Source organism: Nocardia blacklockiae (assembly GCF_015477355.1).
GTDB classification, from domain to species: domain Bacteria; phylum Actinomycetota; class Actinomycetes; order Mycobacteriales; family Mycobacteriaceae; genus Nocardia; species Nocardia blacklockiae.
The window spans coordinates 69503-85951 of sequence record NZ_JADLRJ010000003.1 but is presented as its reverse complement, the minus strand read 5'-3'; the positions used below and the strand labels follow the sequence as shown (position 1 = coordinate 85951).

The 16449-nt window shown below is 70.0% G+C and carries 17 protein-coding genes; 9 read left to right on the top strand and 8 right to left on the bottom strand.

The window, feature by feature from the left end:
• Positions 1-14 precede the first annotated feature (14 nt).
• The 3 genes from IU476_RS09935 (at position 15) to IU476_RS09925 (ending at position 1919) form a co-directional block, all read left to right on the top strand.
• Positions 15-1076 carry an aminotransferase class V-fold PLP-dependent enzyme gene (locus tag IU476_RS09935; protein ID WP_195098852.1) on the top strand — a complete coding sequence of 354 codons (1062 nt, stop codon included), beginning with the start codon at positions 15-17 and terminating at the stop codon, positions 1074-1076.
• 63 nt (positions 1077-1139) lie between these two features.
• Positions 1140-1520 (top strand): hypothetical protein, encoded by a 381-nt coding sequence (locus IU476_RS09930; RefSeq protein WP_195098851.1) that lies wholly within the window; start codon positions 1140-1142, stop codon positions 1518-1520.
• A 27-nt stretch (positions 1521-1547) separates the two neighbouring features.
• Positions 1548-1919: an ACT domain-containing protein gene (locus tag IU476_RS09925; protein ID WP_195098850.1), complete on the top strand. Its 372-nt coding sequence runs from the start codon at positions 1548-1550 to the stop codon at positions 1917-1919.
• Here the strand turns inward: IU476_RS09925 and IU476_RS09920 are convergent.
• The 3 genes from IU476_RS09920 to IU476_RS09910 are packed head-to-tail and all read right to left on the bottom strand — an operon-like array spanning position 1916 to position 3443.
• The gene (locus tag IU476_RS09920) at positions 1916-2179 is read right to left on the bottom strand and encodes an Ada metal-binding domain-containing protein (RefSeq protein ID WP_195098845.1); all 264 of its coding nucleotides are present in this window, start codon (positions 2177-2179) and stop codon (positions 1916-1918) included. The two genes, IU476_RS09925 and IU476_RS09920, sit on opposite strands and share 4 nt — an antisense overlap.
• Before the next feature lie 17 nt (positions 2180-2196).
• Complete coding sequence (locus IU476_RS09915; RefSeq protein ID WP_438943993.1) at positions 2197-2943, bottom strand: 2OG-Fe(II) oxygenase; 747 nt, start codon at positions 2941-2943, stop codon at positions 2197-2199.
• A gap of 5 nt (positions 2944-2948) precedes the next feature.
• Positions 2949-3443 (bottom strand): methylated-DNA--[protein]-cysteine S-methyltransferase, encoded by a 495-nt coding sequence (locus tag IU476_RS09910; protein WP_195098842.1) that lies wholly within the window; start codon positions 3441-3443, stop codon positions 2949-2951.
• 219 nt (positions 3444-3662) lie between these two features.
• Between IU476_RS09910 and IU476_RS09905 the strand changes: the two genes are divergently transcribed.
• The gene (locus tag IU476_RS09905; protein ID WP_195098840.1) at positions 3663-4265 is read left to right on the top strand and encodes a short chain dehydrogenase; all 603 of its coding nucleotides are present in this window, start codon (positions 3663-3665) and stop codon (positions 4263-4265) included.
• 48 nt (positions 4266-4313) lie between these two features.
• Here the strand turns inward: IU476_RS09905 and IU476_RS09900 are convergent, their stop codons facing one another.
• On the bottom strand, positions 4314-5786 hold the full coding sequence (locus tag IU476_RS09900) for a flavin-containing monooxygenase (protein WP_195098839.1): 1473 nt from the start codon (positions 5784-5786) through the stop codon (positions 4314-4316).
• A 69-nt stretch (positions 5787-5855) separates the two neighbouring features.
• On the opposite strand from IU476_RS09900, the gene IU476_RS09895 reads away from it, so the two are divergent.
• A complete protein-coding gene (locus tag IU476_RS09895; RefSeq protein ID WP_195098838.1) occupies positions 5856-6881 on the top strand; it encodes an AraC family transcriptional regulator in 1026 nt (341 codons plus the stop codon).
• Between the two features lie 124 nt (positions 6882-7005).
• On the opposite strand, the gene IU476_RS09890 is transcribed toward IU476_RS09895, so the two are convergent.
• Positions 7006-7482, bottom strand: coding sequence for a nuclear transport factor 2 family protein (locus IU476_RS09890; RefSeq protein WP_195098837.1), 477 nt, complete (start codon positions 7480-7482; stop codon positions 7006-7008).
• A 94-nt stretch (positions 7483-7576) separates the two neighbouring features.
• Positions 7577-10132, bottom strand: coding sequence for an ATP-dependent Clp protease ATP-binding subunit (locus tag IU476_RS09885; protein WP_195098836.1), 2556 nt, complete (start codon positions 10130-10132; stop codon positions 7577-7579).
• Positions 10133-10333: 201 nt separating this feature from the next.
• Between IU476_RS09885 and ctaD the strand changes: the two genes are divergently transcribed.
• The 4 genes from ctaD (at position 10334) to IU476_RS09865 (ending at position 14953) form a co-directional block, all read left to right on the top strand.
• On the top strand, positions 10334-12031 hold the full coding sequence (gene ctaD / locus IU476_RS09880; RefSeq protein ID WP_195098835.1) for an aa3-type cytochrome oxidase subunit I: 1698 nt from the start codon (positions 10334-10336) through the stop codon (positions 12029-12031).
• Between the two features lie 96 nt (positions 12032-12127).
• On the top strand, positions 12128-12607 hold the full coding sequence (locus tag IU476_RS09875) for a YdcF family protein (RefSeq protein ID WP_195099792.1): 480 nt from the start codon (positions 12128-12130) through the stop codon (positions 12605-12607).
• Between the two features lie 103 nt (positions 12608-12710).
• Complete coding sequence (locus IU476_RS09870; protein WP_195098834.1) at positions 12711-14336, top strand: GMC oxidoreductase; 1626 nt, start codon at positions 12711-12713, stop codon at positions 14334-14336.
• Between the two features lie 95 nt (positions 14337-14431).
• Positions 14432-14953 (top strand): hypothetical protein, encoded by a 522-nt coding sequence (locus IU476_RS09865; protein ID WP_195098833.1) that lies wholly within the window; start codon positions 14432-14434, stop codon positions 14951-14953.
• A 244-nt stretch (positions 14954-15197) separates the two neighbouring features.
• Here IU476_RS09865 and yidC read toward each other — a convergent pair whose 3' ends face one another.
• Together yidC and IU476_RS09855 are read right to left on the bottom strand one after the other, a co-directional pair.
• Positions 15198-16049: a membrane protein insertase YidC gene (gene yidC / locus IU476_RS09860; RefSeq protein ID WP_195098832.1), complete on the bottom strand. Its 852-nt coding sequence runs from the start codon at positions 16047-16049 to the stop codon at positions 15198-15200.
• 85 nt (positions 16050-16134) lie between these two features.
• Positions 16135-16431: a DUF6412 domain-containing protein gene (locus IU476_RS09855; RefSeq protein ID WP_195098830.1), complete on the bottom strand. Its 297-nt coding sequence runs from the start codon at positions 16429-16431 to the stop codon at positions 16135-16137.
• Between the last annotated feature and the right edge of the window lie 18 nt (positions 16432-16449).

Genomic DNA, 16449 nt, shown 5'->3' with positions numbered 1-16449 from the left:
CCGATGATGAGGCGATGACGGCTCCCTCACCCGCCGCGGCTCTGCTGCCCGCCACCGTGCGGGACGCCTTCGCGCCGACGGTCACCTTTCTCAACACCGCCAACTACGGCCTGCTCCCGACCTCGGCCGCCGAGGCGGTCGCGACCGCCGTAACCCAGCGCACGCAGGGCACTTTCGACACCCCGGCGCTGGACGAGGTCGTGCACGAGTGCCGCGTCTCGTTCGGCCGCCTGACCGGCTTCGCGCCGGGCCAGGTCGCGATCGGCGCGCAGGTCTCGCAGCTGGTGTCGCTGGTGGCGGCCGCACTGCCGGCGGGCGCCTCGGTCGTGGTGCCCGAGGGCGAATTCACCTCGGTGCTCTGGCCTTTCCTCGCCCGGGACGACCTGCGGGTGCGTACGGTCCCCTTGACCGAACTCGCCGAATCGCTGCGCCCCGGCGACGATCTGGTCGCGGCGTCCGTGGTGCAGTCGGCCGACGGCCGGGTGGCCGATACCCGGGCGGTGGTCGAGTCGGCCCGAAACCACGGCGCGCGAGTGCTTTTCGACCTCAGTCAGGCCGCAGGGTGGTATCCGGTGCACGACCTCGGGGCCGACTGGGTGGTGAGCGTCGGCTTCAAATGGCTGCTCGGTCCCAAGGGCTTGTCGTTCCTCGCCGGTACCGACGAGGCACTGGATCGACTGCCGGCGCTGGCCGCCGGGTGGTACGCGGGCTACAACCCGTGGGAGACCTGCTACGACGGCCCGCTGCGGTTGGCAAGTGACGCAAGGCGTTTCGACCTCTCACCGGTGTGGCAGGCGGTCGCCGGACAGCAGCGCGCGCTGGAACTGGTGCTGGCCACGGGAATCGACGCCATCCACCGCCACGACGTGGCGTTGGCCGACAAATTGCGGGCGGGACTGGGTTTGCCACAGAGTAATTCGGCCATCGTCTCGGTGGCGGTTTCCCCGGCGCGGCTGGAGCGGCTGCGGGAGGCCGGGGTGGTCGGGTCGGTGCGGGCCGGGCGGCTGCGGCTGAGCGCCCACCTCTACAACACCGAAGCCGACATCGACCGCGCGCTAACGGTATTGACCGGATAGCGGCACGATTGCCCACCGATACGCATAGAATTCTGCGGGACCGACTCGAAAGGGATCCGCAGCATGGACGCGGTCATCACGGAAGTCGCCGTAGAAGGTAAGCGGCTCATCGACGAGGCCTGGCTGGGGAAGATCACCCGCGACCAGGCCGTGCACCGGTTCGTGCAGGTCGGCGACGGCATGGTCGAACTCGCCACCGCCGAGGACATCGTCGACGACGGCCTGGCCTGGCTGGACTCGCACTCCACCCGGCTGCGCCTGCTGAGCTGGTGTGCGCTGCTGGAACTTCCGGTGTTCGGCGGCCTGGCGGTGGTCGGCGTGATCACCGGCGACTATCTCGCCGCGGGTGTCGCGGTCACCCTGCTGGCCGTGCTGCAATACCTGCACCGGCGTTTCGCGCCGCACCCGACGCCGATCCGCCGCCGCTCCCGCGCCGCCCGCTGAGTCGTACCCTCCGAATAGCATGGCGGGATGACCAAGGCGCAGCGGCTGCACATCGTCCCGTCGCGGTTCGCGGTGGAGCATCTGCCCGCCGCGACCTTCCCCGAGGACGACGAGTGGATCGCGCTGGTGCGGGCACCGGAGGGGCTGACCGTGGTCCGCGAGGCCCCGCCCTGGGAGCGGGGTGAGGTGTGGGTCGGCTACTACGCCGGCGCCACCGCTCACGGCTTGGACGAGCCCGGCATGCTGGCCGCGCTCGTGAACCCGCTCGCCGAGGCCGGCGTCTCGGTGTTCGTGGCCTCGACCTACCACGCCGATCTGGTGCTGGTACCGGAGGCGCGGCAGGAGGACGCCACGGCGGCGCTGCGGGCGGCCGGGCACGAGGTGGCCGCCTCGGCCTAGGACTTCCGGACCGTCTCGCGCTTCCACCGGAGGTACTTTTCCCGCAGGCAGACCGCGCAGGGCCGGTAGCCCGCGGCGACAGCCGTGCGCTCGTCGGCGAAGAAGACGCGGTGGGTGGCGTAGCGGCCGCGCGGCAGGGCCCGCAGGGCGGCGGGGCAGTCGAGGCGGCCGTAGACGCGCAGGCGGCGGTGTCCGCCGAGAGTGCCGGGAGCCGCACTGCGGTAAGGCTTTCCGTCCGCACCGAGCAGTGTGTAGCGCATCGGATCTCCCGTGCCGTTCAGGCGTCGTGGAAGACCAGGCCCAGGGTGTGCCGCCGACCGGACCGGACGACGCTCACCCCGTGCCGCATGGGCGCGGCCGACCAGCCGCGGGCGCCGCGCACCGGACGTTCCCTGGTGGTGAAGACGAGCCCGTGGCCCTGCGGCAGGGTGACCGCCGCACCGCGCGACTGGGCCCGCGGCCGCTGCTCGACCATGAGGAATTCGCCGCCGGTGTAGTCGGTGCCCGGCACGTCCAGCCCGATCACCACCTGGAGCGGAAAGATCATGTCGCCGAACAGGTCTCGGTGCAGGGCGTTCCAGTCGCCCGGGCCGTAGCGCAGCAGGATCTGGGCGGACTTGGACTGACCGGCGTGATGGCACTGCGCGATCCAGTCGTCGAGGCGCTCCGGCCACGATCCCGGGCGGCCCAGCCGGGCCGCCCAATCCCGCGCTACGGGAAGCAGTTTCGGGTAGAACGCCGCTCGCAGCGCGCGGACCACCTCCGGCAGGTCGTGGGTGAAGTACCGGTACTCGCCGGAGCCGAAGCGGTGCCGGGCCATCACGACGGTGCTGCGGAAACGCTCCTCGTCCCCGTACAGCGCCGAGATCGCCCGGCACTGTTCGGCGGTGAGAAGCGGACCGGTCAGCGCGTGGCCGTGCTCGTCCAGCTCGGTGGCCAGCGCCGCCCAATCCTGTTCGGCGACACGGTTTTCCACAACAGCGTCGGGCACGTACGGGTGCGCGTGCTCCGGTGCCGTACGCACCGGCATCACGCGGCCCGCCGGGTCCGCTCGAGTTCCAGCAGCCGCTGCTTGCGTTCCACTCCACCGGCGTACCCGGTCAGCGCCCCGTTCGCCCCGATCACCCGATGGCAGGGCCGGATGATCAGCAGCGGATTCGCCCCGATGGCCGCACCGACAGCCCGCACCGCCGCCCGCGGCGCACCGGCGCGCTCCGCGATCTCCCCGTAGGTCGCCGTGGTGCCGTACGGGATCTCCGCCAGCGCCCGCCACACCCGCCGCTGGAATTCGCTTCCGCCACCGTCGAATTCGATGTCGAACGTGGTGCGACGCCCGTCGAAGTACTCGGTCAACTGCGCCGCCACCGCCTCGAACGCCGCCGCGTCGTCGACCCAATCCTCGCGCACCACAACCCCTTTGCCGCCGCCCATGGACACCGCGGTCAGCACCACCCCGGTCTCGGCAGGCTCCCCCACCAGCAGCAGCGCGCCCACCGGGCTGTCGATCGTCGTGTACACGCTCATCACGGTTCCTTCCGTCGTCCTGTCGTGTTCCACGCTCCAATCTGCCCCGCCGCCGTCTTCGGCACCGGCGGAAATCAGACATGTCGTTCCGGCCTCGCACACGACGTCCACGCAGGTCACGCGGCGTTCGCCGACAGCGGAACATGCCGCCGGAATAGCGGAGTGACCAGGTGCGGTTGGGGTGACGGCAAGCAGAATTCCCGCGACACAAGGAGATCCATGCGGATCATCGTCATCGGCGCGACCGGAACCATCGGGACGGAGGTGGCGGCGCGGTTGGCGCGCGACCACGAGGTGGTGCGGGCGTCACGGAACGGCGCGGTGCGGGTGGACATGGACGATCCGGACTCGATCGACCGGTTGTTCGACACCGTGCCCGAGGTCGACGCGGTGGTCTGTTGCGCCGCCAGCGGGAAACTGACGCCGCTGGATTCCGACGACGACTTCTACCGCGGCATTCAGGGCAAGCTCTTCGGGCAGGTCCACTTGGTGCGCAGTGCGCTGCGCCGCCTGCGCGACGGCGGATCGATCACCCTCACCTCGGGTGTCTTCGAGCACCCAGAGCCGGGCATGTCGTTCGGCGCGCTGGTCAACGCCGGTCTGGAGGCGTTCGTGCGGGCCGCCGCCACCGAAATGCCCCGCGGTCTGCGGGTGAATGCGGTCAGCCCCGGATGGGTGGCCGAGACCCTGGAGTCGATGGGACGCGACGGCGACGCGGGCACACCGGTGCGCGAAGTGGCGCAGGCGTACATCGAAGCCGTGCAGGGCACCGGGCAGGGCCTGACGCTGCGGCCCAGCCGGACCGGGGTGCAGGTGGTCTGACGAAGGTCGGACGCGGTGCGAGTTCGTGGGCTGGTGGTCTGACGAAGGTCAGACGCGCTCCAAATTGGCGGGCCGGCGGACCGGGCGGAGGGTTTTGTCGAGGCTGGTGCGCATGGTGGTGGCGGAGTCGAGGAGGTAGTTCTGGCGGACTCGCCACGGGTGGCGGTCGCCTTGGCGCGGGAAGTCGCCGATCGAGCGCTGGATGTAGCCGGCGGCGAGGTCCAGGAGCGGGCGGTCTTCCAGGTGGCCGCGTGGCTCGGGGACGACGGCCCGGTGGCCGCGACGGTCCATGTGCGCCAGCACTTTACAGACCAGGCGCGAGGTGAGGTCGGCGCGCAGGGTCCACGAGGCGTTGGTGTAGCCGATACAGACGGCGAAGTTCGGCACGCCGGTGAGCATGGCGCCCTGCCAGACGTATTGCTCCGACAGGTCGACCGGCGCACCGTCGACGGTCAGCGCCACTCCGCCGAACGCCAGCAGTTTCAGCCCGGTCGCCGACACCACCACGTCCGCCTTCAGCACCCGGCCCGACTTCAACCGGATCCCTTCGGGCACAAAGGTTTCGATGTGGTCGGTGACGACCTCGGCCTTGCCCTTGCGCATGGCCTTGAAGAAGTCGGCGTCGGGCACCGCGCACAGCCGCTGGTCCCACGGGTTGTAGGCGGGCGTGAAGTGCTCGGCGACCAGCCGCTCGTCTTTCAGGATGCGGGTGGTCAGCCCGGTGAGCAGCTTGCGCGCCGCCTCCGGCCGACGGCGGCAGTACTGGTAGAAACCCACGTTGAACAGGATGTTCTTGGTGCGGATCAGCCGATGCGCGAGCTTGGGCGGCAGCAGTTCGCGGATCCGGTCGGCGTATTTGTCCCGGCCCGGGACCGCGGAGATCCAGGTGGGCGAGCGTTGCAGCATGGTGACCAGTTCCGCCTGCTCGGCCATCGCCGGCACCAGCGTGACCGCCGTCGCGCCGCTGCCGATCACCACCACGCGCTTGCCGGCGTAGTCGAGATCCTCCGGCCAGAACTGGGGGTACACCAGACGGCCCGAGAACGATTCCGCGCCAGGGAAATCCGGCGCGTGCCCCTCGTCGTAGTCGTAGTAGCCGGCGCAGCAGTAGAGGAAGTTGCACGTCAGGGTGCGGCGCTCGCCGCCCTGCGCGACGGTGACCGTCCAGCGGGCGTCGGCGCTGGACCATTCGGCCTCGACCACCTTGGCGCCGTAGCGGATGCGCTGCTCGATGCCGTACTCGTCCGCGGTCTCGCGGATGTAGCGCAGGATCGAGGGGCCGTCGGCGATCGACTTGGCGTCGCGCCAGGGCTTGAACGGGTAGCCGAGGGTGAACATGTCGGAGTCCGAACGAATGCCGGGGTACCGGAACAGGTCCCAGGTGCCGCCCATCGACTCGCGCGCCTCGAGGATCGCGTAGCTGCGGCCGGGATGCTCGGTCTGCAGCCGGTAGGCCGCCCCGATCCCCGACAGGCCGGCGCCCACGATCACGACATCGAGATGTTCTCCTGCCACGGTCATGCCTCCAGTGTGCTGGCCCGTGCCTCGACCTTCTTGACTTCACACGACAACTATTTGATCCTGGACGACATGTCGGTGATTCGGTCGGCGGGCCTGCGCGGCTTCCGCGCCACGGTGGCCGAGCTGGGCGGCGACGCCGAGGAGTTCGCCGTCGCGGCCGGTTTGCCCATCGCCGCGCTCGATGCCGACGACCTGCTGGTACCGGACGAGGCGATGGCGCTGGTGCTGGAGATCGCCGCGGAGCGGTTGCACTGCCCGGACCTGGGCCTGCGCATCGCCGGGCGGCAGGATCTCGGCATGCTGGGCCCGCTCGCGCTGGCCATCCGCAGCTCGCCGACGCTGGCCGACGCGCTGGAATGCACCTCCCGCTACCTGTTCGTGCACGCGCGCTCGCTGAGCCTGACCCTGGAACCGGACCCGTACGGCGATCGGGGCGTCACGGCGCTGCACTACGGGGTGCGGCCCGGGCTCCCGATCCCGGTTCAGGGCACCGACCTCGGGCTCGGGTTCCTGCACCGGGCGCTGTGGCGGCTGGCGGACGGGCCGTACGGGCTGCGCACGGTGGAGCTGCCCTATCGGCCCACGGCCGCGCGCACGGTGTACGAGGAGTTCTTCGGCGCGCCCGCGCGGTTCGAGCGCCCCGCCGCCATGCTGCGCGTGCCCAGTACCCTCGCGTCGCGCGCGGTGGCCGGGAGCGACGAGACGCTACGCCGCCTGGCGCTGGCCTTTCTCGCCGAGTTGTCGGCCGGTGCGGGGGCGGCCTTCGAGCCGAAGGTGCGCGCCGCCGTCCGCCAGCTGCTCGGCACCACGACTCCGGAATTGTCCGCTGTCGCAAGGCTTCTCACCACACATCCGCGAACCTTGCAGCGCCGTCTCACCGCCGAGGGCACCTCTTTCGCCGCCATCCTCGACGACGTCCGCCGCACCGAGGCCCGCCGCTACCTCACCACCACGGACCTCCCGATGAGCCAGATCGCCTCCCTGATCGGCTTCGCGGAACAGGCCACCTTCACCCGCACCTGCCGCCGCTGGTTCCACACCACCCCCACGGCCCTGCGCCGCGCCCACCACGCGGCTACCACCACGGCATGGTGAACGCCTCGGCCGCAACGGATTCCGCAGCCAAGCAGCACAGCGCCGCCTCGCACCGGGTGCCCCACGGTTGCTATCCCTGCCGAATGCGCTTCCGCTTCGGGAGCGGACGGCCCGGGCACGCGCGTCAGGAAGCGGCGGGGGCCCAGCGGTTGGCTGTGAGTGTGAAGCCCGGTAGCGCGGAGAGTGGGATCGTGGCCTCGTACAGGCGCTCGTAGCCGGTGTGCGCGATGTGCCAGCGGCCGTCGACCTTTCGGTAGCGGTCGCGGTAGTAGGCGGCTCCGCGGATGGCCACGCCGTAGTCGGGCACGATCACCGTGTCCTCCAGACACCAACTGCCGGTGGCGGTTTCGCCGTCGACCGTGATCTCCGGGTGGCTGCCGACGTGCACCGTGATGATGTTGGTGTCCAGCGCTTTGCGCATGTAGTCGACGATCGCGTCACGTCCGGTGAATTTCAGCGGCCCGCCGCCCGAGGGTGAGCCGTAGTCTCCCGTGGCGTCCTCGGCCAGCGTCGACCCGAACTCGTCCCACTGTTTCGTGTCCAGCGACCGCAGATAGCGGTACTTCAGCGCACGAATCTCCTCCAGCGCGACCAGATCCACGCGCCCACCTCCTTGCCTTGCCCCGCGCCCACTCTAGAACACGTTCTCGTTCCACTCGGGCGCTTTCGTGGGAGCAAGGGACAGCGGGGCGGGCTCAGCCGGCGGACGCCTTCTTGCCCGACTTCTTGTCCCCCGACTTCGCGGCGGCCTTCTTCCCCGGCTTCCCGCCGTTCGACGACACCGCGCCCAGCGATTCCTCGCGGCCGTCCTTCCCCGCGACCGCGGAGACCAGCAGACCCCCGTCGTCGGCGTCCACGCGGACGGCATCGCCGGGATTCAGATCGCCGCCGAGGACCAGGTTCGAGACGCGGTTCTCCAGTTCCTTCTGCACCGTGCGCCTGAGCGGCCGGGCCCCGAATTCGGGCTGATACCCGTTGTCGGCCAACCAATCTCGCGCGTTGTCGGACACGTCCAGCGCGATGTCCTGGGCGCGCAAGCGGCGGCGGGGCCCGTCGAGCACCAGGTCGACGATGTGGCGCAACTGGTAGTTGTCGAGGCGGTGGAAGACGATGGTCTCGTCGATGCGGTTGAGGAACTCCGGCCGGAAGTGCTGGCGCAGCCGCTCCATCAGCTTCGGGGTGATCGAATCCACATCTCCCGCAGGGGCATTGAGGATCAGGTCGGAACCGATATTGCTGGTCATGATGACGATGGTGTTCTTGAAATCCACCGTGCGGCCCTTGGAGTCGGTGACCCGCCCGTCGTCGAGCAACTGCAACAGCACGTTGAACACGTCCGGGTGCGCCTTCTCGACCTCGTCGAACAGGATCACCGAATACGGTTGCCGCCGCACCTTGTCGGTGAGCTGGGCGGCGTCGTCGTAGCCGACGTATCCGGGCGGCGCGCCGACCAGCCGCGACACCGTGTGCTTCTCCTGGAATTCGCTCATGTCGAAGCGGATCATCCGGTCCTCGTCGCCGAACACCGCCTCCGCCAACGCTTTCGCCAGCTCGGTCTTGCCGACGCCGGTGGGGCCGAGGAACAGGAACGAGCCGATCGGCCGGTTCGGGTCCTGCATGCCCGCCCGCGCGCGGCGCACCGCCTCGGCGACCGCGGTGATCGCCTCTTCCTGGCCGACCACGCGCTTGTGCAGCACGTCTTCCAGTTGCAGCAGCCGCTGCTTCTCCTCCACCGTCAGCTCGGCCACCGGAATGCCGGTCTGCTTCGAGACCACCGCGGCGATGTCGTCGATGGTGACGTGCGGCAGGTCGTCGGCGTCCTCGTCGATGTGCTCGACGCGCTCCTCGGCGGCGGCGATCTGCTCTTTCAGCGAGTCGGCGCGCGCGTAGTCCTCGGCGGCGACGGCGGCGTCCTTCTCCCGCTTGAGCCGGGCCAGCTCCTCCTCGGCCTCGCGCCGGTCCGGCCCGGGCATGCGGGTGCGCAACCGGACGCGCGCACCGGCCTGGTCGACCAGGTCGATGGCCTTGTCGGGCATGAAGCGGTCGGTGATGTAGCGGTCGGACAGTTCCGCCGCCGCGACCAGCGCCTCGTCATCGTAGCGGACCTGATGGTGTTCCTCGTAGACGTCGGCGAGGCCGCGCAGGATCTCCACGGTGTCGGCCACCGAGGGCTCGGCCACCAGCACCGGCTGGAAGCGGCGCTCGAGCGCGGCGTCCTTCTCGATATACCTGCGATACTCGTCGACCGTGGTAGCGCCGATGGCGTGCAGTTCACCCCGCGCGAGCGCCGGTTTGAGCAGATTTCCGGCGTCCATCGAGCCCTCGCCGCCGGAGCCCGCCCCGACGATCGTGTGCAACTCGTCGATGAACAGGATCAGCTCACCGGAGTGCTCGCGCACCTCGTCGAGGATCTTGGTCAGCCGCTCCTCGAATTCGCCGCGGTACTTGCTGCCCGCGACCAGCGAACCCACGTCCAGCGCGATGACCCGGCGGTCGGCCAGGGTCGAGGGCACGTCGCCGTTCACGATGCGCTGCGCCAGGCCCTCCACGATGGCGGTCTTGCCCACGCCCGGGTCGCCGATCAGCACCGGATTGTTCTTGCGCCGCCGCGACAGGATCTCGACGGTCTGCTCGATCTCCTCGGCCCGGCCGACCACCGGGTCGACCTTGCCCGCGCGGGCCTCGGCGGTGAGGTCGCGGCCGTATTCGTCGAGAGTCGGTGTGTCACTGGGCGGCTTCTGCCCCTCGGCCTGCGGCAGCTTCGCCCCCGACAAGGCCTGCGCGGCGGGACTGTCGTCGTTGGACGCGATGCCGAGCAGGATGTGTTCGGGCCCGATGTAGCTGGACCCGGCCTCGGCCGCACTGCGCTGGGCAGTGCGCAGCGCGAGCTTGGCCGCCGGGCTGAGCACGATCCCGCCGCCCGCGGTGGTGGCCGACGCCTGCCCGCTGCCGGCCGCACCGCGCATCTGCGCGCCGACCCGGCCGGGATCGAGACCCAGCTGGGCGATGACGCCGCGCGACGGCTCCACCTCGGTGGCGGCGTAGAGCAGGTGCTCGGGGGTGATCTCGTCGTTGCCCCACTCGCGCGCGGCGTCGCGCGCCTTGGCGACCAGCGTCTTGGCGTTGTCGCTGAGCAGGCGCGCCAGATCGATGCGCTGCACGGGCGGCTGGGCGGTCAGCCCGGAGGAGCCGAAGAAGCGGTCGAAGATGTCGTCGAACGAGCCGAAAGAGCTGGGCCACGCTGCGGTCATGTGCACACCTCGTCGTCGGTCGGCGTCGCGCACGACGCTTTTCGAGCGGTCGGCTACCACCGTACTCCACGTGTCCAGCTCGGGAAATCGTCGATTTTCACTGAGACAGCGAACCTCTAGCGATCACCCTCGGGAGGCAATCGACCCAAACGATCTTCCCGCGGTGCCACACTCGAAACCGGTTGGGCTCGAGGAGGACCTGTGACCGCAGCACCGTCTCGCGGCGCCGCCGAGATCGAAGCCGAGAGGCCCTATCCCCGGCGGGCCGCCCCGAAAGGCTCCAAGGTCTGGGACGTGGTGACCACCACCGATCCCAAGCTGCTCGGGGTCATGTACATCGTGACCTCGATGGCGTTCTTCCTCGTCGGCGGTCTGATGGCGCTGCTGATGCGCTCCGAGCTGGCCCGGCCGGGATTGCAGTTCCTGTCCGCGGAGCAGTTCAACCAGCTGTTCACCATGCACGGCACGATCATGCTGCTGTTCTATGCGACGCCGATCCTGTTCGGCTTCGCCAACTGCGTGCTGCCGTTGCAGATCGGCGCGCCGGACGTGGCGTTCCCGCGGCTCAACGCGCTGAGCTACTGGCTGTACCTGTTCGGCGCGACGATCGCCACGGCGGGCTTCCTCACCCCGGGCGGCGCGGCGGATTTCGGCTGGACCGCCTACACCTCGCTGAGTCTGAGCAGCCACTCCCCCGGCGTCGGCGCGGACCTGTGGATCATGGGCGTGGCGGTGTCGGGCGTGGGCACCATCCTGGGCGGCGTCAACATGATCACCACAGTGGTGTGCCTGCGTTGCCCGGGCATGACCATGTTCCGGATGCCGATCTTCACCTGGAACATTCTGGTCACGAGTGTCCTTGTGCTGCTGGCGTTTCCGATTCTCACCGCCGCGCTGATGGCGCTGGCGGTGGACCGGCACCTGGGCGGCCACATCTACGACCCGTCCAACGGCGGCACCATCCTGTTCCAGCATTTGTTCTGGTTCTTCGGCCATCCCGAGGTCTACATCGTGGCGCTGCCGTTCTTCGGGATCATCACCGAGATCGTGCCGGTGTTCAGCCGCAAGCCGCTGTTCGGATACACCACGCTGGTCTACGCGACGCTGTCGATCGCGGCACTGTCGGTGGCGGTGTGGGCGCACCACATGTTCGTCACGGGATCGGTGCTGCTGCCGTTCTTCTCGCTGATGACCTTCCTGATCGCGGTGCCGACGGGCGTGAAGTTCTTCAACTGGATCGGCACCATGTGGCGGGGTCAGCTGACCTTCGAGACGCCGATGCTGTGGGCGCTCGGCTTCATCGTGACCTTCCTGTTCGGCGGCCTGTCCGGGGTGATCCTGGCCAGCCCACCGCTCGACTTCCACGTCTCCGACAGCTATTTCGTCGTCGCGCACTTCCACTACGTGCTGTTCGGCACCATCGTGTTCGCCACCTTCGGCGGCATCTACTTCTGGTTCCCGAAGATGACCGGCCGCTTCCTCGACGAGCGGCTGGGCCGGCTGCACTTCTGGTCCACGTTCTTCGGGTTCCACCTCACCTTCCTGGTACAGCACTGGCTGGGCGCGCAGGGCATGCCGCGCCGCTACGCCGACTACCTGCCGACCGACGGATTCACCACGCTCAACACGGTTTCCACGATCGGGTCGTTCGTGCTGGGGTGCTCGATGGTCACGTTCGTGTGGAACGTCTTCAAGAGCTACCGCTACGGCGAGGTGGTGACGGTCGACGACCCGTGGGGCCACGGCAACTCGCTGGAGTGGGCCACCACCTGCCCGCCGCCGCGCCACAATTTCTACGAACTCCCGCGGATCCGTTCGGAGCGACCGGCTTTCGAGCTGCACTACCCGCACATGGTGGAACGCATGCGCACGGAGTCGCAGGCGGGCTGGGGAGCCTGACCGCTCCGCGAAGATCGGTATCGTCGAGATGTGCGCGCACTCCGACGAGCCGTGGTCACGCTCGTCGTCCTCGCTGCCCTGATCGCGGCGCTCGCGATGGCGGGCCGGCCGGTGTATGTCTACCCGCAGCTCGACCCGCTGCGTCCCGCCGACGCCATCGTGGTGCTGGGCGGAACCGCCTACGAGCGCTTCGACATCGGGCTCGACCTGGCCGCGCGCGGGCTCGCGCCGGAGTTGCTGATCTCCCGGTCCACCGGGGCCGACGACTCGGTGATGGACCGCTACTGCGACGGCGGCTACCCGTTCCACGTCGACTGCTTCGTGCCGGATCCCTGGACCACGCAGGGCGAGGCGCAGGAGATCGCCCGTCGCGCACAGCGTTTCGGCTGGCACCACCTCATCGTCGTCACCAACACGCCACACGTCTCGCGAGCCCGCTACATCGTCGGCAAATGCTTTCACGGCGAGCTGACGATGGTGGCCAGTCCGGCCGAGTCGGGGCTGCGGTACTGGACGTGGATGTATGTGCGCCAGTCCGCGAGCTACGTCCGCGCCTTCTTCGCCGCCGACTGCTGACCCGAGAGTTCGGGGCTCGAAGTCCGCCCACACCAGGGCAATTCAGCGGCTACGATGAGCCCAGCGTCTGTCGGGGTGGATGCAAGGCGGGAAGGACGCTGGCATGCGCATCGACGATCTGCGTGAGGTCCCGGACCTCGAACTCGACACCGACATCTGCGTCGTGGGCGCCGGCCCGGCTGGGCTGACCCTCGCCGCCGAGCTGGCCGGAAGCCCTTGGCGGGTACTGATATTGGAGAGCGGCGGTCGCACGCGCGACCCGGATGCCGACCGGCTCAACGACATCGAGAACATCGGCGCGCCGCAGGCGCAGCCGCACCGGGACGCCCGCAATCGAGTGCTCGGCGGCAGCTCCGACACCTGGAGCGGGCGCTGCGGCTATCTCGACAAGATCGACTTCGACTGCCGCCCTTGGGTTCCCGAGTCGGGCTGGCCGATCGACGCCGAGCAGGTGCGGCCGTATCTGGACCGCGCGGCCGGTCACATCGGCATCGGCTACGGCTCCGGGTTCAACGACGAGTCGTTCTGGGCGCTGGCCGGACGCCCGCGCCCGGCCGACGGCGCCGATGCCGAACTGTTGCGGCCGTACTTCTGGCAGATCAGCAAGGACCCGCGAGACCCGTTCGACGCCAAGCGATTCGGCGCGCACGTCGAAGCGACGCGGGCGCCGAACGCGCGGGTGGTGGTGAACGCCACGGTCACCCACCTCGATACCGACGCGGGCGGCACGCGGGTGACGGCGCTGGAGGTCACCGGCGGCGACCTGCGGCGGCGCACGGTGCGCGCGGGACGGGTGGTGCTGGCCGCCGGCGGCATCGAGAACGCCCGGCTGCTGCTGGCCTCGCGCCGCGTCGTGCCGCACGGCGTGGGCAACCGCGACGACCTGGTGGGGCGATACCTGATGGACCACCGCTGCGGCGCGGTGGGCAGTTTCGACATCGCGGCCTCGGCCGCCGTGCGCGACCGGTTCGGCAAGTACGTGGTGCGGTCCCCGCAGGGCAACCACACCTTCCTGCACGGGCTGGCCCTCTCGGAGCGGATCCAGCGCGAGGAGGAATTGCTGCACTGCGCGCTCTGGATCCAGGAGGTGCCCGCCGCCGACGACCCGTGGGACGCGGTGAAGCGGCTGCTGCGCGGGCGCGCCGACCGGCACGACGCGCGGCTGGTGCTCGGCAGCACGACGCTGCTGGCCGCGGGGCTGCGCCGCCGCCTCGTCCATCGGACCGGGCTGCCGCACCGGCTGGCCGGCGTTGAACTGCGCTGCATGGTCGAACAGCAACCCGATCCCGCGAGCCGGATCACCCTCGCCGACCACGTCGACCGGCTCGGCATGCCGGTGGCCCGGGTCGACTGGAAGATCAACGCGGTGGAGGATGCCACGGTCCGCCGCGCCGCCGAGCTGGCGGCGGCCGAGATCGCGCGCCTCGGCTATCCCGCGCCGCGGCTGTTCGACTGGACCCGCACCGGCAGCGCGGCCGAACTGCCGCTCACCGATTGGGCCCATCCCACCGGGACCACCAGGATGGCCGCCGATTCCCGGCACGGCGTCGTCGATCCGGACTGCCGCGTCCACGGTGTCGAGAACCTCTACGTGGCAGGGAGTTCGGTGTTCCCCGCCAACGGCCACGTGAACCCCACCCTGATGATTCTCGCCCTGGCCGTGCGGCTCGCGGACGAGTTGAAGGCGGGTTCCGCGACCTCGCACACGCCACCCGCCCAAGCCTCGTAGGCGAACTTGTCGTACCCCTCCGGCATACTCATCTCGTCGGACGCCGATCAGGTTGCAACGCAGAGTAATCCGCAACCCGAAGAGAGGCGTATTCCATGGCCGAGTTCCACTCGTCTGCGTCCGACGACCGCGCCGACGATCGGCTGGCCGCCGAGATCGAGCGGCATCGGGAACTGCTGCGCAAACCCGTCGCGGAGCACTGGCGACGGGTGGACCTGCGGATCCGGACCGCCGCCCCGCCGGTGCAGTACCTGCTGGTGAAGCAGGCGGAGCGGCTCGTCGACGATCTGCTGATCGACGCCGAGCGGCATCGCGACCTCGACGTGGACGCCTACCGGGCGATCCGCGACGGGGTGCCCCTGCGCTACGACGCGCGGCGCAGGCGGTTCGTCGCCCAGCGCGGCCGCCGGGAGATCTCGATCCGCCCCGACGGCCAGGAGCGGCGGCTGGGCATCATCGCCCGCCTGGCCGCCGACGGTGTCGACGTGGACCAGATCCTCACCGTGGCCACGGTGGTGATCTCCCACCCCGACTACCCGGGCGCCGCGCCCGCCCGGGGGCCCCGACGTGACGACCCGCTCCGGCAGGCGCACAGCCGGGCCACCACGGGCCGGTGAGCACAAGGCCGGGGCACAGACTCCTGCGCCCCGGCTTCCGGGTGCATGCCCGGGCTCATGCTGTGATGATCTCGTCATTCCGGCATGCTTTTGGCCGGAATCCCGTCCGGGGGTGTGGATCCCGGCCAAAAGCATGCCGGGATGACGAGGGGCCACGCGCCGGAATGACGAGGGCGCGCACCGGATGACGAGGGGTGCGCCGGGACGACAGGGGGCGGGCCGGGGGTGAGAGGGTGGGTGGGCTTCAGTCGGGGGCGGTTTCGTGGTGGGGGGCTTCGGGTTCGGGGGTGGGGAGGGGGCCCAGGCGGCGGTGGATCAGGTGTTGCTGGGCGTAGGTCCAGGTGTTGCTGGTGGCGAAGTAGACGAGGATGCCCACCGGCATGAGGATGCCCGCGACGGCGGCGCCGAGGGGGAAGACCCAGAGGGTCAGCCAGTTGACGATGCGGGTCTGGGGGGTGGTCTCGAGCTGGCGGGCGATGGCGGAGCGGGCGGTGAGGTGGGTGGCGACGCCGGCGACGAGAACGAGCGGAATCACCACGGTGAGAACGCTTGTCAGCGCGGCGCCGGAGGTGGCGAGCGTGGCCGAGAGCGGTGCGTCCAAGAGCTCGGCCTGCAGGAAGGACCGCACTTGGTCCGGGGAGAAGACGTAGTTGGCGGTGGCCGCGTTCTCGGCGGCGGTCATCGAGGTGGAATTGCCGAGCAGCGGCACCTGCGAGACGGGACCGGTGCGGTCGAACGAGCGCAGCACGTGGTAGAGACCGAGGAACAGCAGCAGCTGGCCGACCATCGGCAGGCAACCGCGCAGCAGGCTGAAGTTGTGCTGCTGCTGCAGCTTCCGGGTCTCCGCGACCAGCTTCTCGCGGTCGTCGGCGTACTTCGCCTGCAACGCGCGCACCTGCGGTTGCAGGATCGCCATGGTCCGGGAGAACCGCACCTGCGCCAGGAACGGCCGCACCAGCAGCGCCCGCACGGTGACGACGAGCAGGACGATCGCCAGCACCCAGGCCAGGCTGCTGCCCGCGCCGAGCAGGGCGGCGAATCCGGTGTGCCACAACCACAGCACCGCGGACACGGGGTAGTACACGAAATCGAGCATGGGACGACACCTCACTGTGAGGCGCCCGCGAAGGGGCGTAGGGAATCGGGATCAGCGAAACGGCCGACCGCGTCCTACGACGCGATCACACTTCGCTGCCCGGCGCCCTGGGCCGGGCCCGGCCCGCGGAGTCCGGATTGCTCTGGCGCAGAAACGATCCCCGGCGGCGACGCTGCGCGGAGACCGGCGGCCCGGCGTGCGCGACCGCCGGAATCAGGGTGACCCGCGCGGTGTGCGCGGCCACCACGGCCAGCGCCACCACCGCCGCGGCGCCCACCGCCACCAGCGCGTTCGGCTCGCCGACGGGCATCACGAGGGCCGCCAGCGCGGACCCGACCAGCGCGCACACCAGCAGCGCGGCCGATCGGATCCGGGTGGTCATGCCCCGAGCCTACCGGCT